The organism is Citrobacter enshiensis (assembly GCF_029338175.1).
Classification (GTDB): Bacteria; Pseudomonadota; Gammaproteobacteria; order Enterobacterales; family Enterobacteriaceae; genus Citrobacter_D; species Citrobacter_D enshiensis.
Window position 1 is genome coordinate 3,715,169 of record NZ_CP119862.1, and the last position, 18,056, is coordinate 3,733,224.

An 18,056-nucleotide genomic window follows, 5' to 3' on the forward strand; every position below is an offset into this window, starting at 1 on the left:
GTTTTTTGTCTCACCAACACCACAACCCTTGCAGTGACTTTTTGTTCTCATGATCCACTTTTTAGAATAAGTGGAAGATGAATGAGGTTTATGAAAATTCCCGAAGTTGATTAATCACACTATGTACCGTTCCTCGTGGAAGTATTGCTTCTTTAACTTTTCTTCCACAATCTGTGCTCCATACTAACCTATCGCCATTGCTTGTTTTGAGAAAATAAAGATAACAACCGTTATCACCCATCGCAGTACATGTTAAATCAAACAATCCATCAATTAGCACTTCGCCATCTCCGATAAAATAATTTCTGGCATTTTTGTAAAGAGCGATTGCATCAATAGATAAATCATTGACACTTAAGTCGGTGATGGTTGCCTTCGAATAAAAGCTAAACGTTGTTGTCAATTCAAAAACATCTACAACATCAAATAGTTTATTGCCCTCAATATATAACGAAAACATCCCATTTCGCCATATGTCTCCGGGTGTATTCCAAGATTCAACCACATCGAACTGAAATGCAAAAATAAAAGGATCACCGTAAATCATTTAATTCTTACCCCTAGTTGTTTCTGAACAGCACTTGGTATTTGGTCACTTGTCAGAGCATTTTTATCACCAGTGCTGCCGTTCCAGTGATATTGGCCATTTGTTCCTTCAAATCTATGCACATTTCCCTGATTATCAACAGCAAATCTAACTTCTTTATTCGAAAATTGCTTTGTACTAGGGATCGACTGCTCAAAGAGGCTAATCGAATCCTTAGGCTCAATCCCAGCATTAGGCCTATTACCCTGTTGTCCTAATGTATGTTTGGGATTCGACTTGTAAACCAAACCATTATTGGCCGTAACTGGCTCAGATACAGGGATCGCGCTTCCCTTACCTTTTCCAATCCCGCCTCCACCTTTCAGTGGATCGCCATTCGCATCTTCGATCCCGATTTTCAGCATCGGGTTGATATCAAAGATGTTAATTTTGTCTTTCTTGCTTAGCGCGTTATTCTCCGCCGCATTCTTCCCGGCACTGGCTCCCGTCGCGGCTCCAGCGGCGTTCCCCGTAGCGATCCCACCAGCCATGCCCGCTGAAAGACTCGCCAGTGAACTGACCGTCTGTTTCTGCTCTTCAGTGAGATTTTTCACGCCCGGATATAGCAGTTCGGAAATTGCACGTGCCGCCAGCTCGCCACTCCCTGCACCAATCGCTCCTGCCGCTGCACTGTTACCCTGAATAGCAGCCACTGCACCGCCCAGGATCGCATGCGCTATCGCGTTGACCGCAGGATCACCTTCCGTTGATTTCAGCAGATGCGCCAGCTCCGGCGCCGAAGCCCCCGCCAGCGCGCCACCGATATTGCCGCCCGCCAGCCCCTGCAACGCCGCCGTGGCCGCCTGGATACCGCGCTGGATATCGCTGCCGGTGCCGAACTTCTCCATTTCCTCTTTGTAGGTCTGCGAGTTACGCAGGTTTGCAAGATACTCCTGCCGCTGCTCTTCCGTCGCATTCGCCGGAAGATCGCCGTATTTCTCTTTTGCTGCTTTCAGTCCGTTCAGATCACCCTGCGTCCGCGCTATGTCCGCCACCTGGCTGCCGATTTCGCTGATCATCCCCACCGCTTTCAGGCGGTTCTGCTCTTTTTCCTTGTCGAAAATCGGGCTGATGCTGTCGTTGGCGTGCTCGGTATCGCGGCTCAGATCAGCCACATTCTGCTTCTGATTGTCCTTGTCGCGGATGGTTATCGTGCCGTCAGCGACAGCCGCCTGGGTGGTCCCTTCCGCGTGGCCACTGTTGCCCGCCGCCGAAATCATCCCGCCCGGCATGTTGCCCTTGAACGTCTCCCCGAAGCTGCCGCCACCGCTCAGGCTGATACCCGAGTGCTGGGTTTTAAAGTCCGCCTCATTGTGGATATCGCTGAAGCCCAGCGTCCCGGTGTCGAGGCTGTTTTTATCCGCCGTTGCCGTGGATGCGATAACCGCCCCGTCAAGCTGCGTGTGGTTGCCGACGGTGATGTCAAAACCACCGTCTCCGGCAAACAGCCCGGTCTGCTCAGACACCGAGTCAAAGCGACTCTTCATCTTGTCCTGGGAGGCAGAGATGTAACCGGAGCCAGACATGCTGCCGAAGGTGAAGCTTCCGCCTGCCGCCACGCTGGTCTGCTTGCTGTCGTACTTGTTGGTGTCCTGCTGGCTGCTCATCAGCAGGTCGTGACCGACGTCAGCAATGATTGTATTGCCGTTGACCTGCGCCCCGTCGAGCACCGTATCGTTCCCGCTTTTGACAGTGACAGTTTTGCCGCTGTCTATCGTGGTCTCGGTCCAGTCGGTGCCGTTGCCCTTGTCTTTCCCGTGGGCCGCATTGACGTTGGCAAACACGCTGATGCCCGCGCCGTTGCCGCCCGCACCGATACTCACGCCCACACCGCCGCCGCTGCTGCTGTTCTTGCCGCTCGACTGCTGAGTATTCGCCGCGCCGCCCAGCAGAATGTCGTTCTGCGCGTCCAGCGTGGTGTCGCCGCCCGCTTTCAGCTGGCTGCCGGCAATCACGATATCGCCGCTGTTCGGACCTTTGCCTTTCCCGTTCGCGGTGATGGAGAGGTTATTGCCCGCGTTCAGCGTGCTGCCCGTCACCGCATCGCTTTCGGCATGCTGCTGCGATTTGGATTTCTGGGTAGTCAGCGAGAGGCTCACGCCCATCGCGTTCGGGTCGCCCGTGGTCGCGGCCATATCCACCGCCTGCCCGGCCTGCACGCCCGAGAGGGCAGCTTTGGTCGCCTGCAACGCAGCCAGACGGCCATCGCTCTCCTCATGCGCATCCTGCACCGCGCTCACCGCGTTGTTAATCGCGCTGCCCACCGTGCCGGAGAGTGCCACCGTCAGCCCGCTTTTCTTCTGCTCGAAGGTTTCATCACGGGTGCGTTTGTCGTGTCCTGGTTCAATGATGACGCTGCTGCCGCTGAGGCTTAAATCTTTCCCGGCGACCAGATCCGCACCGCCGATATGCGCCTGATTTCCCGCCGAAATCGCCACGCTACCGCCCGTAGAGCCCACGGTACTGAAGCTCTGACTTTGGGTGGTGCCCGCCTCTTTCAGGTCGTGCGTCGTTTTACTGCTACCGAGGGTAAAACCGATGCCACCGGTGCCCATCAGGCCGCTTTTTTTGGTCTCTTTAAAGCGCCAGGAGGTGTCGGTATTGGTGGCGGCCACGATATCGACGTTGTTACCTGCGTTCAGGTTAACAGCATTATCTGCCACAACTGAAGAGCCTTTCACCAGCAGATTGTTCCCTGCCTGCACCTGCACGTTGTCACCACTCAGCAGCGTGCCCGCTTCACGGGTAGCGCTGTCTTCCTCGATGGTGTGCGTGGTTTTTTTACTGAGAAGTCCTTTTTTGGTTTTGGTTTTTTCCTGGTAGTGGTAATCGCTTTCGGTGGCGGTGGTGAGATTCACATCCCGGCCTGCCGCGACGCCGATATCCCCGCTGGCCGTCACCTGTGCGGCTTCCGAGTTCACATCCCGCCCGGCGATTATCGTGGTGTTGCCGCCGCTGGCAATTTCAGTTCCCTGCTGGCGCACCGATTCATCGATAACCGTTTTCTTTTTCGAACGCGAGCTGCTGCCGTCGGTGGTTTCTTCCGCCAGCAGGTTCACATCCCGCCCGGCCTGGATGCCGACATTCTTCTCCGCCGCCAGCCCTGCCGCCTGCGAGTTGATGTCCTGCCCGGCTGTCAGCACCAGGTTTTCGCCTGCGGAAACCGTGGTGCGGTCAAGTCCGCTGCTGTGCGACTCGCTGCCGCCGTTACGGCTGCTGTCGCTGGTCTGCTCCGCGTACAGATTGAGATCGTTGCCCGCCGCAAGCCGGGCGCTGCTGCCCGCTTTCACATCGCTGGCGGTCACACTGAGGTTGTTTCCGGCACTGATACCAAGATTGCCGCCCGCGCTGATGCTGCTGCCCTGCCAGTCCACTGATGAACGGTGGGTATCCGCGACCCAGCGTCCGGAGCGACCCTGCGCGTCGTTAATCTGGTTGGCATTGACCGCAATATCCCCCCAGGCATTCATCAGCAGTGAATCGCCCGCAGCAAGATTCGCGCCGGTGACGGTGATATCTTTCCCTGCCGAAAGCGACAGCCCGTCCTGTGCGGTAATCGACGCCGTTGCGCCCAGCAGTGTGTCTTTGAAGTTCACCGTGCTGTATTTACTTTGCGCGGTGATGTCAATCTGCTCTGCCAGCGTCAGGTTATTGATGCTGCCGTCGAGGCTCTCCAGTGCCACCGTTTTTCCGCTGATGGTGGAGCTGATGTTATTGATATCACCAATGGCGCTCAGGTCGAGGTTTCCCCCCGCCTGTATCAGGCCATTGTTGAGGTTGTTAATACTGTTCTGGCTGTCGAGGGTCAGATTGTTCTTCGCCAGTATCGAACTACCGGAGTTGGTGATATTGCCGCCCGCAAGCTGAACGTTATTCCCGGAAATGACGCTGCCGTTGTTCACGGTCACATCTTTCGGCGACAGGTAGAGCTTCGGTATCATCACCGTTTCGCCGTTGATGGTCGCCGTTTCCCACCACATCATGCTCTGCTCAAGCGAGGCTATCTGCTCAGCAGTCAGGGCCACACCAAACTTCAGCCCCAGTGACTGCTGCGCACTGGCAGCGTTGTCCATCAGGTAGCGCATCTGCTCGAGGTCTGAGCCAATGCCGTTGATGTAACGACTGCCCGTCTGGTTCAGCATGGCGTTACTGACGTAGCGCGTGTCGAACGCCGCATCGCCCAGGAAACGGTAGTCGTATTCCGGGTTCAGTTTGAGGCGATCCAGCATGTAGGCCGAGCCCAGGAACTGGTTTTGATCGGTATATGCGCTGTTGGTTTCACGCGGCGCATCGCCCGGTTTAATACCCAGTAATGCGTTCAGATCGCCAAACAGACTTTGATCAAGCTGACCCAGCCCGTTAAGTTTTGGGTTAACGTTGATCAGGTACGGGCTTTTCGGGTTATCAGAGACAACAAAGTATCCATTATTACCAGAAGGCAACGGATACGCGCTGATATCCACCGTTTTCCCCTGATAATGCCCCGATTCACGGCCTTTGGTCGTATTCAGAGAGGCGTCAGTGATATCCGCACGACTGAGTCCATTCAACTGCCCCAGGCTGGCGTTATTTTTCTCTGTTACGGAAATCGAGTCCAATGCAGTATTCGCAACGCTACCGCTATCCAGCGAACCACCACCGTTGATTTGTTGCAGCGCGTTTTGTAGCTGATCATTCCACTGCGGGGAGTTGACGCTAACAGCCTCGTTGCCCGCCAGCGTTTGCTTTTGCACCCCGCCGCTGATGCCCTGGTGGCTTAGGGTGTTCAGGGTTGGGGTCAGGATAGTATTAACCACCCCACCCGCGTTGGACGATGTTGTTTCATTGCCAATAGCGGTAGAGAAGTTTGCTGCTACATTACCACCGGCCTGAATAACCGAACGATAGATATCCCCATTTTCCTGGACACGGTCATGTCCTTCCAGAGTGAACTTTATCGTCGTCTCTTTTGGCAGCAAAATAGTTTCACCATTACTGGTCCTGCCTTCGTTATAGCGAGGAGGTAAAACATCTACGCTGTCTACAGCAAATTTTTTGTTCGAATACTTATCTGGGGAATATTTATAAATAAAATAATCAGTTAACGTTCCCGACTGCCAGCTTTGATTATTTAACGTGTTACCTGAAAGGGCGATATTGTTGTTTGCAAGAATATTACTGGCCAGGTTATCCAGAGAATAAGCACTCATTGTCAGATTGCGCCCGGACGCAATACGAGAGGCTCCCCCGGAACTGGTGACATCTGTTCTTATCTGGCTGGAAATGAATTTTTGCGGCGCAGAGTCTGCAAAAGGTGCGTAGTAGTACTGGTAATAATGATGGTAGCTACAGGCTCCATGCGCATTGCAGGCACCTGATTCTTTTGTGTAGGAATATCCATTGACGCCGTAGCTTCCTTCCGGTAATTGGTTGATATCGACATCAAGAGTCGCGCCCCCCATTCCAGGAATACTATTTGATCCTGCAATTTGCGTTTGGTTTGCTTTCAACCCGTCCCGCTGATTCAGCAGATGCCCGGTTTTGATCGTGATATCACCGTTCTGCGTTTCAATATTCCCGGAGGTGTTGATGACTTCACTGTTGGCATTTCCCGCCGCATCTTTCTGCATCCACAAGGAGTTACCCGCAAGAATATCGCCGCGCTGGTTGGTGATGCTGTTGGCATACAGCGCCAGATTATTTGCCGCATACAGCAGTGCCGTATTGATGATGGCACCCGGAGCGTTAAGCGTGAGCGTTCCGCGCGTACCGGTGAAACCGTCCACGGTAATATTGCCGCGACTGGTGACAGCAATGTCGCCACCGCCCTGCACCGTTCCGGCGGCATTGAGCATCACACTGCCGCCGCTGAGCGTGCTCGCGCCACTGCCGGTAGTGATTTGCCCGTTATTACTGAGCTGACCGCCCGCCGTCAGATTAACCGCCTGCCCCTGAATGACGCTTCGGTTGTCAATGGCGCCATCACTGGTGACGGAAAGCGTTTTTCCGGCGGCAAGTGCACTGTTAGCGGTAAAGGCATTCGCCAGCTTCAGGGTCATATTTCCCAGCGCGACGACCTGCCCCAGCGCTGCCAGACCTTTACTCTGAAGAGACAAATCGCCGCCGCTGAACAGTTTGCCTGTCGCATTCTGGTTTACCTGATCGGCGTTGACGGTCAGTCGCGCATTACCCAGCAACGTGCCGTTGTTGGTCAACTGGTTGTAATTGACCGTCAACTGGCCTGCCTGTGTGGTGCCCTGGTTGGTAAAATGGTTGCCCGCAAGCGTTGCACTGTCGGCAAGCCAGGTCCCACCGTTCGTCGCGGTTGTTGCATTAAGGATGAGTTGAGTCGCCTGTAGCCAGCCTGCGCCGGAATACTGTGGAGTGGTCAACGTCAATCCAGCGCCGGAAAGCAGTTTGCCCTCGTTAAGCGCCCGGGTCGTGGCGTTAAGGCGGGTATCACCGCCGCCCTGTATCAAGCCGTAGTTGGACATGACAGGCGTGGTCACTGCTAGCCCCTGACGGCTGACAATCTCGCCGCCTGCGTTATTGGTCAGCGCACCGCTGAGGCTCAACGTCGCGCCATTATCGCCCTGCAATCGCCCGCTGTTGGTCAACGCGCCAGACGTAATGCCCAGCGTCGCTCCCTGAATTTTTCCCTCGTTAGCCACAGACGCCGCATTCAGATTCAACGCACCGCCGGTCAGCATACTGCCCGCTTTCTGCTGCCTGACCGCGCCTGACATCGCTAGCGTCAGACCGTTTACCCCGCTGACAGCCCCAGTGTTATCAAGCGTCGTTCCCTTCAGCGTCAGATTCTTTGCCGCCCATTGCCCGTTATTCGTCAGGGAAAGCGCCTGTAGCGTGCCGTTGCCCAGCGCCGTAATTTTACTGCCAGCTCCGGAGGTCAAATTATTCGCCAGTATAAGCTGCAGCGCATCGGCGCTTTGTATCGCCCCGTGGTTAGTCAGCGACTGCGCACTGAGCAGAACAGACTGCCCCTGCCACGATCCGGCATTGGTCACATCACCAGATGTCACCTTCAATGTTCCCTGCGTCAGCAGTGAGCCGCCAGCACCGTTAATCAGTTCCTGCTGAGGTGTGGCCATCGCCATCCGCGCCATAAGGCGCTGGCGGGCTTCCAGCGTCAGACTTTGCAGGCCGGTCAGCGTTCCCTGATTGTTAATACGATTCTGGTGTACCGCCAGGTTGTTTCCCTGCACGGTACCGCTGTTGGCAAGCTGTTGTCCGTCGAGGGTAACTTCGCTTTCACTCAGGATTTTCCCGCTGTTATCAAGTTGCGACGCGGTCAGTGACATCGCCCCCTGACTCATCAGCTCGCCGGGATGGGTAAGGCTGTTGCTGATGTTCGCCGTAAGCTCACCAGAGCTCACCAGCGAGCCTTTGTGCTGCCAGTCATTAGCCGCCACCGATACCTGTTGCCCCTGCAACGTTCCCTGGGTAGCGATATTCCCGGCGTTAAGGGTCAGCACGCCGCCGCTCAGCGTACGAGATGTCGCGCCAGTGGTGAGCGTATCGCCGGAGAGCGTCAGAGCGTTAGTCCCCTGCCACAGCCCCGCGTTATTTAACATCGCAGCGGAAAGGGTAAGCGTATCACCCGCAATTCGCCCGGCGTTGTTCAGGTCATTCGCCGTGAATGAAAGTGCGCCCCCGCTCTGAATCTGCCCCTGGTTGGCGAGCTGCCCGTTCAGTATCCCCTTCAGGCCATGTTGACCGTTGAGCACGCCGCTGTTATTCAGTGAGTTTGCGGTAAGCGCGATCGTATCGCCCTGCATCACGCCGTCGTGACTCACCGCCTTCGCGTTAACCGTTAGCGCGTTGCGGGTTAACCATTTGCCTGTCGCCTCCGTTGTGAGGGTATCCGCAGTCACCGAAACGCTGTCGTTGCCCTGCACCAGCCCGCTGTTACGAAGGGATTTTCCGTCGAGAGTGAGATTCTGCGCAGCCAACGTGCCGTCGTTATCAAGCCTGTTTGCGTCGAATGAAGCAGTATGTTTCGCGATCAGCTTGCCCTGATTATTCAGCGAATCATTAAGTGTAAAACCGAGCGTATCCGCATGGATTTCGCCGTCACTGGAAAACCGGTCGCCCGCCAGCGTAAAACGGCCATTCGCCAGTACCAGCCCGTGGTTCTCCAGTGAATGGAGGTCCAGTGCCAACCCGGTACCGCTCACCATTTGCCCGGATTTGCCGTTAATCACATCGCGCGTGGTCAGTTGCAGTGCACTGTTGCCCTGTAATAGCCCATTGTTCGTCAGTTGCGGGATGTTCAACGTCAGGGTGTTTGCCGCCAGTTGACCGTCATTAAGCACCTGCGCCGCCGCCAGTTCAAACACCCCCTGGCTTAAGAATGCCCCCTGGTTTTCCAGTGCGTTGGCGACCGTTACCCGCAGATTGTCCTGCGCCTGTATGCCGCTGCGGTTGTGCAGAGTGTCCGTCTTCAACGTCACATCACGGCTTTCTATCTGCCCCAGGTTGTCCAGCGTTTTTCCGGTCAGCGCCAACATCTGCGCACTTACCACCTGTCCACCCGCCTGGTTGGTAAAACTGTCGCCATCCCAGCTCAGCGACTGGTTGCCCTGCAGAATGCCGCTGCTCTGTAAATCGCCATGCAGCGTCAGTACCTTCGCCATCAGCGTACCGCTGTTGTTGGTACGGACTGCACGAATATCCATATTCTGCTGACTAAGCACTTTCCCCTGGCTGGTAAATGCACCGCTGACATGTGCGGTCAGCCCCGCTTCACCCAGCGCGTTGCCTGTGTTAATCCACTCCCCGGTGGCCAGATTCAGTGTATTCCCCTGCAACAGGCCTGCATTGGTGAGCGAACGGTTATTCAGCGCCAGTGTTCCGGCAGTCAGCAGTTTGCCGCTTTTCTGGTTGACCAGGCTGTCGCCTGTCGCGGTCAATAATGTGAGCCCCTGCAACGTACCACTGTTGTTAACCGCACGACCTTGTAGTCGGAATGCATTCCCGGTCAGCAGACCGCTGTTCATCAGTTCCGGCGTCGTAACTTCAAGCCCGCCATCAGCAATCACATTGCCGTCAATACCGTTATCCAGCTTCCCGCTCAGCGTCAGCAATAACGTGGTGGCGCTAAGCTCCCCATTATTGGTCAATACCGCGCCATCTAGCGCCAGGGAGTGGCCTGCATGCAGCACACCGCTGTTAACGGCCTCTTTCGCAGTGAGAACAAGGTTCGTTGTTCCCTGTATGTTGCCCTGGTTTTTCAGTGCCCCAACGGTCAGTGACGTCCTGTCTGCGGCGATTAACCCGCTGTTATCCAGCGCATCGCCAGTCAGGGTCACCAGGTTATCTGCCAGTAACCGCCCCCCAGCGTCGCTGGTCATCGTGGCGTAATTGCCGTTGATATTAACACCGTTGATTTCACCGGCATTGCTCAGCTGGTCACCGGTGAGGTGCAGACTGCCGCCTGTGGTGACCAGCCCGCTATTGTTAAACTGCGGGATGTTAAGCGTCAGGTCGTGAGCACTATAAAGGGTGCCTTTTGCGAGGTTATCCAGCGTCCCGGTATTCAGCGCCAACGTCTTGTTGCCCTGCATCAGACCGCTATTAACAATGTGCTGGCTCTGGAGGGTTAAGGTATCGGCTATCAGCGAACCGCTGCTGGTGATAAGTTCAGGTGCAAAAATCGAGATGTGGTCCGCACTGGCGCTCCCGCTATGAGTTATCTTCGCGCCGCTGAGCGCCAGGGTATCGGCCAGCAGTTCGCCGTGGTTATCAACAGACTGCGCCGCACGGAAATCAACGCGAGTCCCCGTGGATTTTCCACCGTGACTGAGCCTATTAGATGTCAAGTCCAGGGCGCCTTTTGCTGCCTGCACGCCGTCCAGAATTACGTTTTCTGCGTTTATCGCGAGGTCTTTTCCGCTCTGCAGATGGCTATCCGTGCCCGTTGTAAGTTGTTTTCCTTTGACGCCAAGCGCACCACCAGCGTTGACCTGACCGTTCAGACTGACGTTTTGATCAACATTAATCTGCACATCCCCTTGCCCGGTGGTCAGTGAGTCTTTCGCTCCCGTGAAATGCGTCGCACTGACCGTCAACGCCTGATCGCCGGAAAGGGTGCCATTTTGTTCAACGACACCGGCCCGCACCGCCAGTGCGCCGCTGGACAGCAAACTGCCCTCATTACGCAGTGTACCGTCTGCCAGAATGTTCGCATCGGCCATTGCGCTCAGTGTGCCCTGCTGGATAAGCGTTTTCGCTTTCACCGCAAGTGCACCGCCGCTTGCCAGCGTCCCCCGGTTCACCAGCGACTCGCTGTTCACCGAAACACCGTTACCCTGCAGCACACCATTGTTTTCGATGTTTAACGCGGACGCGTCAAGACGACCTTTCGCCGCAAGTGTGCCGCCGTTAACGACATGCGAACCAGAAAGCGTCAGGTCGCCACCCGCGTTAACCTGCCCCTGACTGTTAATATCGCCGGCACTCAGGTTTAACGACCTTCCGGCATCGGCCCGACTGGTATTATCCAGTGCGAGCTGTTGCGCCTTCAGCGTCAGCCCGTTGTCGGCGGAGATCGCACTCCCACTCGCCGACAGGCGACCTTTACTGTTAAGAGCGACGTCGGCATTGCTACCCAGCGTGGTACGTGCCAGTGTCAGCCCGTGAGTCCCTGCGACGTCCAGTTGTTTCTTACTGGTCAGGCTGCCGTCGGTGATTGTCAGCGTACCGTCGCTACCAAGCGATGCGGTATTCTGACTGACGAGAGTGGCACCGGTAATCGTGGCATCCTGTTTAGCGGCAACCTTCAACCCACCCGTTGCGGCAATCCCACCGCCACGGATTGTCATATTGCCATCGCTGGCAAGTTGCACGTCTGCACCACTGGAGAGATTTGCCTCCTGCAACGCCAGTGCCCCAGAGCTACTGATGTCCATCCTGCCACCGGTTTTATGGCTCCCGGTCAGCGACACGCCGTCTCCCCGAGCGGTAAGCGCACCGCTGGCAAGGCTGGACTTAACGGTTAATTTGCCACTGGCATCAAGGGTGATATCCCCCTGACGGGCATTGAGATTGCCCAGGTTAACCCCCAGACCTTTTTCACTGGAGACCAGGCGAATTCGGTTGGCATACATCCCGCCTAACGCGCCGGTATCTACCGCCACTTTCGGCGCGTCTCCCTCGCCTTTCAGACTGCTTATCTGACCATTTGCCGCTACGCGGTTGCTCCCGGCGATGACATTAAGATTTTTAGCGTGCAGTTGCGCGTTGATTTCCGTGGCACGGGCAATGATTGACACCGCGTCGCTCTGGCTGCCATCCAGCCCCTTACCTTCAATGGTGATACTGCCTTTGCTCACATCTAACGACTGGAGATTACCGTTAGCATCCAGCACCGGTTTACCGGTGGTCAGGGTGACGTTTGGCGTGTTGATAAATCCACAGCCGTTACAGGTAATCCCATAGGGGTTGGCAACGATTACGTTGGCGGCTTTGCCCGCTACTTCGGTGTAACCTTGTAGCTGCGAACGGTTGGTCCCTGTGACTTCGTTGATGATCCCCGCAGCTTCCCTTCCGGGCTGCAGGTTCGGGTTGTTCTGAACGATGCCGCCAAGTTGGGTTTGATTAAATTGCCCGGTGGTGTTGTTAAGGATCAGCCCCTCTTTGCCCACGTTGTAATCATTGTATTTGTTATGTGAGATTCCTGACTGATTCGGTGTGGCAATATTGACCACCGGCACTCCGTTGGCCGCCTTATCCATCTGCGTATTACCGGTCGGGGTGATCGTGGCAGCAATCGCCGGGAATAACGGCTGAGTCGTCAACAGCACGCTCAGTAAGACGCTAATCGCGCGTTGAGAAAAACGAACCTGATCCTTTTCCATCGTCCTTGTCCCTTAAAATGCCACTGATACGCGGTAATACACATTGAGGTGATCCGGTGCCAGCCAGTCCGGATAGTTCACTGGGGTTCCTACGGTAAACTGGCTGGAGAACCAACGACCTGAACTGGTTAATCCCAGCGCGGCTCCCCACAACGTGCCGGAAGCATAGCGATCAAAGCTATCCTGTTTCAGCCAACCGCCGTCGAATGCCGCCATTGCACCAATCTGCCCGAGCATGGGTAGCGTAAAGAGTGAATAATTCACTTCATTTCGCCAGTAGCCGCCATTGTCCCCGGAAATGTATTGCTCTTTGTAGCCGCGTACTGACGTCTCGCCGCCCAGCGTTAAACGTTCGCTGCCGTAAAGCCGGTCCGGAGACCATTGAAAATAGACGCTGCTCAGCCACCACAGTTTCTCTGCCAGCGGGCGCTGAAAACTGCCGTTAACGCTCCATTTGCGAAATTCCGCTTTTGGCACATCACCCTGTTTGTGGTTGTCATCCTCTGCGCCAAGCCACGGCACCCCCTGAGTAAACGTGGGGTTGAGCGTAGCAACGCCGGAAGCTATTTTTTGCGTATGGTTGATGCCCACTGAAACGCTGGAAAGTTTGCGACTGCTGGTCTCCAGCAACACGTCATTCAGCTTGTTGTGGTTAATTCGATGTGTCAGACCCAGCGATGATGCCGTCTTGATATCGCCATTACGAAACAGCACCCAGGAGCCATTCAGACGATGCGTTTCGCTATCACCACTGGAACGCCATAAATAGCCATTGTTATCGATAGTGCTGAGGTAGTTACTCCAGCTATAGCTGTAATCAAGCAGTCCGTAACCGTAAGGAAGACTCACGCCAGCGGCAAAATTTTGCGCATCCTTGCTGTTGGAAAAATCACTACTTCGCCCGCCGCTGATAAACCATTTATCCGCCAGGCCGAGCATATTGTTAGCGAATAACGCCCCGCTCAGTTGCCCCGTCCCGGTACTCTTTTGGCCGCTGTTATCAAAGCTCACTGAGCCATTAAGCGGAAATTCTGGTGCGGCAGTCAGGTTAACTATCGAGAACCCCTGCTGGCCCCCCGGTAAAATTTCGATTTCAACCGGTGTCTGACGAACCCGGTTAAGTTGTTCCATTCCCTGTTCGATATCGCGCAGATTAAGAATTTTGCCTTCCAGCCCCGGGAAGGTCATCTTCAGCGTGCGCAACGGTACGCCTTCCAGACGAATTTGCTGCAGTTTTCCCTCAAGTACGGCAATGTGCAGTACACCGGATGAGAGGTCTTGTTCGGTTAAAAAGGCGCGACTGGTGATATAACCACGACTGATGTACCAGTCAGAAATCGCGTTCGTCAGTTCAGTCAGTCGGGGGACATCCAGGCATTGATTCACCCACGGCGCAGTCAGTTTCGCGGCGGCAGAGGCTGACAATTTCGTTGTGCCGTCAACGTCAATCCGCGAAATCGTAAAACACCGGCCTTCGGACGCGGTGGGGGCCACCGGGGGCGTCGCGCCGGGAAGGGTAACACTCCGCTCTAACTCTTCACGTTGACGCTGGTTGTCATCGAGCAACTGCTGCTGTTGCTGCTGAATAGTATTACGATCGGCTGGTGATAACGGTGCGGCAGAAACGGGGGCGAAGGACACTAAAAACAGTCCTGCCAGTAAAACTGCCATTTTTTCTTCCCTGAACTTCACCACAACCCCCAATTAAAAGTCCGATCATGGACTTGACTGTAATTAAGTCACGCAAAAAAGCACAATATGCAAATAAAAGTAAAGGCATTAAGTGCTATTTCATTTATATCCTATTGCTTTTAAGAATAAATTGTTTTTTAAGTTAAATTTTCACTCCGTCCATATGGCCCAATCCCATCGTTACTTGCCCATTTGCCCACATTCATCTTCTGGACAACACTCTACGATGGCACCACTGACTCACCACGTGGAGTAAACATCATGAACATCACCCAAATCCGTAATGCCACACAGCTCATCACCTTTGGCCACAAAACGTTTCTGGTAGACCCCATGCTGGCTCCGCAAGGCGCATATCCAGGATTTGCCGGAACGGCGCGCGCGGAGATCCGTAATCCGACGGTGGAATTACCGTGCGATATTGACACGCTGTTGAAAGTCGATGTCCTGATCGTCACCCACCTGCATGAAGATCACTGGGATGAAGTCGCGGCTCGCACAATACCCAAGGACAAACCTGTCTACGTGCAAAATGCCCAGGATGCACAAACGTTGCGGGATCAGGGCTTCACCCGGCTTACCGTTTTGTCGGATAATACCGTGTTGGGCGACATCACCCTGCGTAAAACCGGCGGTCAGCACGGTTCGGATCGCGCTTACGCGGTTCCGCAAATGGCGGAACGTTTAGGGGAGGCTTGTGGGGTCATTTTCCAGCATCCTGAGGAGAAAACGCTGTATCTGGTCGGCGATACGATCTGGCGCGACGAGGTGGAAGCCGCGATGTCGACCTTCCAGCCTGACGTGGTGGTCGTGAATGCAGGGTTTGCGCACGTCCTCGGTTTTGGCCCGATCATTATGGGCGCGGAAGATGTGCTAAAAACCCACTTCGCGCTGCCGCAGGCACAGATTGTGGCCACCCATATGGAAGCCATAAACCACTGCCTGCTCACCCGTGACGCGCTCAGGCAGTATGCCCGGGATAACCAAATTGCAGAATTCGTGAACGTGCCGGAGGATGGTGAAACGCTCACATTTTAATGACTCACGATGAGGAATCTTATGCACCCTGTCACCGTCGCCATTATCGCCGTTGAAGATTTCAGCCCTTTCCACTTCTCGGTACCCTGCATCATTTTCAGCGAAAAAATGGCTGCGAAAAAACGATTTGAGGTACAGATCTGTGCAGAAAAGCCAGGAATTGTCAGCTCACAGGATGGATTTTCGGTTACCGCCTCTCACAGCTATGAGGCGGTGACCGATGCAGACATCGTAGTCATCCCTTACTGGAACACCACGGCGAATCGCCCACCGCAGCGTTTACTTAACGCGCTGATTAGCGCGCGGAATAATGGCGCGCAGATTGTCGGGCTTTGTCTGGGAGCCTTCGTTCTGGGCTACGCGGGTTTGCTTGACGGTAAACGCGCCGCCACCCACTGGGAATTTGAGCAGGATTTTCAGGCGCGCTTCCCCACAACTCACCTTGATATTAACGCTTTGTACGTGGACAACGAGGGCATTATTACCTCGGCAGGAACCGCCGCGGCACTGGATTGCTGCCTGTACGTTATCCGTCAACGCTTTGGCAGCGTGGTAGCTAATCAGATTGCCCGGCGGATGATTGTCCCACCGCATCGCGAGGGGGGTCAGGCACAGTTTATCGAACAACCCGTGCCAAAAAACACCCAGGATGAGCGCATCAACGCGCTAATCGATTATTTACGCATGCACATCCACGAACAGCATAACCTGGACTCGCTGGCGCAGCAGGTGATGATGAGCCGCCGCACCTTGACGCGTCATTTTATGAAAGCCACAGGATCGAGCGTGGCCGAGTGGCTAATTACCGAGCGTCTGCGCCGCAGCCAGGAACTGCTGGAGTCCAGCCATCTCCCGGTCGAGCGGATTGCGGAACAGGTCGGGTTTCTTTCACCGGTGACCTGGCGCCAGCATTTTAAATCTCATTTTGGCGTCAGCCCCGCTGAATGGCGCAAAACCTTCCAGGGCGTGGCGTGAGCGAGCGCTTAACCTCGTTTTTTCGCCAGCCAAATGGTATGCCCTGTGCAGTGGGGATCTTCCATCATCATATCTACGACCTCAAAGCCGATCGCCGACAGGAGGGCGCGGTACTCTTGTGGGGCAAGACTGGCATGGAACAACGGTTCACCCTCAAATTGCCCCATGGAGATCCCGTTTTCGGGGCCGCTGGTAAACATTAACGCACTGCCAGAATGGCTCAACTGGGCAAAAATCGGGAACATCTTTTGTTGGTCCTGCTGGGTTAAATGGAAAAAGCTGTCCCACGCAATCAGACCGTCAAAGGTTTCATTGAGCGTTAATTCGCGCATATCCTGCTCCAGCCAGCGCTGACTGGGAAAGGACGCCCGGGCGCGCGCCAGCATCGCCGCAGAACCATCAACACCGGTAAGCTGGAAACCTTGCTGGATAAAATAGTCAGCAATCGGCTGACCATTCCCACAACCGATATCGAGAATGCTTCCCTTCCCGCCAATGACGGCGATGAATTTATCCAGCCAGCATTTTTCGAACAGTGTCCGCGAGCGCTGGCTGGCATAGGCATCAGCGTGACGTCGGTAGATAGACAAAATGTTCTTTGCCGCAGAGTCACTCACATTTCCCTCACTATTTTCTGCTGTTCTATCATTAGGTTAAGCATAAATACTCCAGATCTGCCATCACGAGATCCATTCCCCTGGAATGAGCCTCGCAGAACAAGAACCACAAATAACCAAAACCGTCTGCGTTGTGGCATGATAGCGCGTGGATAACGTAATGATCAGGGTGATGAGTGTGAAACCGGTAACACTTTACGATGTGGCAGACCATGCAGGTGTCTCTTATCAGACTGTCTCCCGCGTGGTGAATCAGGCCAGTCACGTTTCCGCCAAAACCCGTGAAAAAGTCGAAGCCGCGATGGCGGAGCTCAATTACATTCCCAACCGTGTCGCCCAGCAGTTGGCGGGTAAACAGACCCCACTCATTGGCGTTGCTACCGCCAACCTTGCGCTGCACGCCCCTTCGCAAATTGTCGCGGCGATTAAATCCCGCGCCGACAGTTCTGGCGCCAGCGTGGTGATCGCCATGGTCGAACGCAGCGGCGTGGAGGCCTGCAAAGCGGCGGTGCATAACCTGCTTTCCCAGCGTGTAACCGGGCTGATTATCAACTACCCGCTGGAAGAAAACGATGCCATCGCTGTCGCGGAAACCTGCGGCAACGTTCCGGTACTGTTTCTCGACGTATCCGACCTCTCCCCGATTAACAGCATTATTTTTTCCCATGACGACGGCGCGCGTCTGGGCGTTGAACATCTGGTCGAGTATGGGCATCAGCGCATTGCGCTACTGGCCGGGCCGCATTCGTCTGTTTCCGCCCGACTAAGGTTGGCAGGTTGGCATAAATATCTGGCCGACTATCAGCTACAGCCGGTCGCAGAAAGACAAGGGGACTGGAGCGCGATGTCCGGTTTTTTACAGACACAGCAAATGCTCAATGCGGGGATCATCCCCGACGCGATGCTGGTGGCTAACGATCAGATGGCACTGGGCGCGATGCGGGCAATCAGCGAGTTTGGTCTGCGCGTGGGAAGCGATATCTCCGTTATTGGCTATGACGATACCGAGGACAGTGCCTGCTACATCCCGCCGCTCACGACCATCAGACAGGATTTCGCGCTGCTCGGGCAGACCAGCGTCGACAGACTGCTAAAACTCTCTCAGGGTAAAGCTGTCACGGGTAACCAATTGCTACCCGTTAGCCTGGTTAAGCGCAAAACGGTACACCATCCCGGTTCCCAGGCAGCCTCTCCTCAGGCGCTGGCTGATTCACTTATTCAACTGGCGCGGCAGATTTCGCAGCTCAAACCAAAAATGTGAACGCATAACAATTATGTGAGTCAGTTCACTCA

The 18,056-nt window shown here is 54.9% G+C and carries 7 protein-coding genes; 3 read left to right on the forward strand and 4 right to left on the reverse strand.

Annotation, left to right across the window (positions count from 1 at the left end; translation table 11 throughout):
* Nucleotides 1-88: 88 nt before the first annotated feature.
* From P2W74_RS17805 to P2W74_RS17815, 3 genes are read right to left on the reverse strand one after another with little or no spacing between them, the layout of a single operon-like run.
* Entirely contained in the window at nt 89-547 is a 459-nt protein-coding gene (locus P2W74_RS17805) for an immunity 42 family protein (RefSeq protein WP_276292656.1), read from the reverse strand.
* Nucleotides 544-12,441: a hemagglutinin repeat-containing protein gene (locus P2W74_RS17810; RefSeq protein WP_276292657.1), complete on the reverse strand. Its 11,898-nt coding sequence runs from the start codon at nt 12,439-12,441 to the stop codon at nt 544-546. Before P2W74_RS17810 ends, P2W74_RS17805 begins: the two co-directional genes overlap by 4 nt.
* A gap of 12 nt (nt 12,442-12,453) precedes the next feature.
* Nucleotides 12,454-14,112, reverse strand: a complete 1,659-nt coding sequence (locus P2W74_RS17815) for a ShlB/FhaC/HecB family hemolysin secretion/activation protein (RefSeq protein ID WP_276292658.1) — start codon at nt 14,110-14,112, stop codon at nt 12,454-12,456.
* A gap of 282 nt (nt 14,113-14,394) precedes the next feature.
* Here P2W74_RS17815 and P2W74_RS17820 point away from each other — a divergent pair, with 282 nt between their 5' ends.
* Both P2W74_RS17820 and P2W74_RS17825 read left to right on the forward strand, forming a co-directional pair.
* Nucleotides 14,395-15,171, forward strand: a complete 777-nt coding sequence (locus tag P2W74_RS17820; protein WP_276292659.1) for an MBL fold metallo-hydrolase — start codon at nt 14,395-14,397, stop codon at nt 15,169-15,171.
* A gap of 21 nt (nt 15,172-15,192) precedes the next feature.
* Complete coding sequence (locus tag P2W74_RS17825; protein ID WP_276292660.1) at nt 15,193-16,146, forward strand: GlxA family transcriptional regulator; 954 nt, start codon at nt 15,193-15,195, stop codon at nt 16,144-16,146.
* An 8-nt stretch (nt 16,147-16,154) separates the two neighbouring features.
* Here P2W74_RS17825 and P2W74_RS17830 read toward each other — a convergent pair whose 3' ends face one another.
* Nucleotides 16,155-16,763 carry a class I SAM-dependent DNA methyltransferase gene (locus P2W74_RS17830; RefSeq protein ID WP_276292661.1) on the reverse strand — a complete coding sequence of 203 codons (609 nt, stop codon included), beginning with the start codon at nt 16,761-16,763 and terminating at the stop codon, nt 16,155-16,157.
* A 169-nt stretch (nt 16,764-16,932) separates the two neighbouring features.
* Here P2W74_RS17830 and P2W74_RS17835 point away from each other — a divergent pair, with 169 nt between their 5' ends.
* Nucleotides 16,933-18,024, forward strand: a complete 1,092-nt coding sequence (locus P2W74_RS17835) for a LacI family DNA-binding transcriptional regulator (protein WP_276295220.1) — start codon at nt 16,933-16,935, stop codon at nt 18,022-18,024.
* The last annotated feature ends 32 nt before the right edge of the window (nt 18,025-18,056 follow it).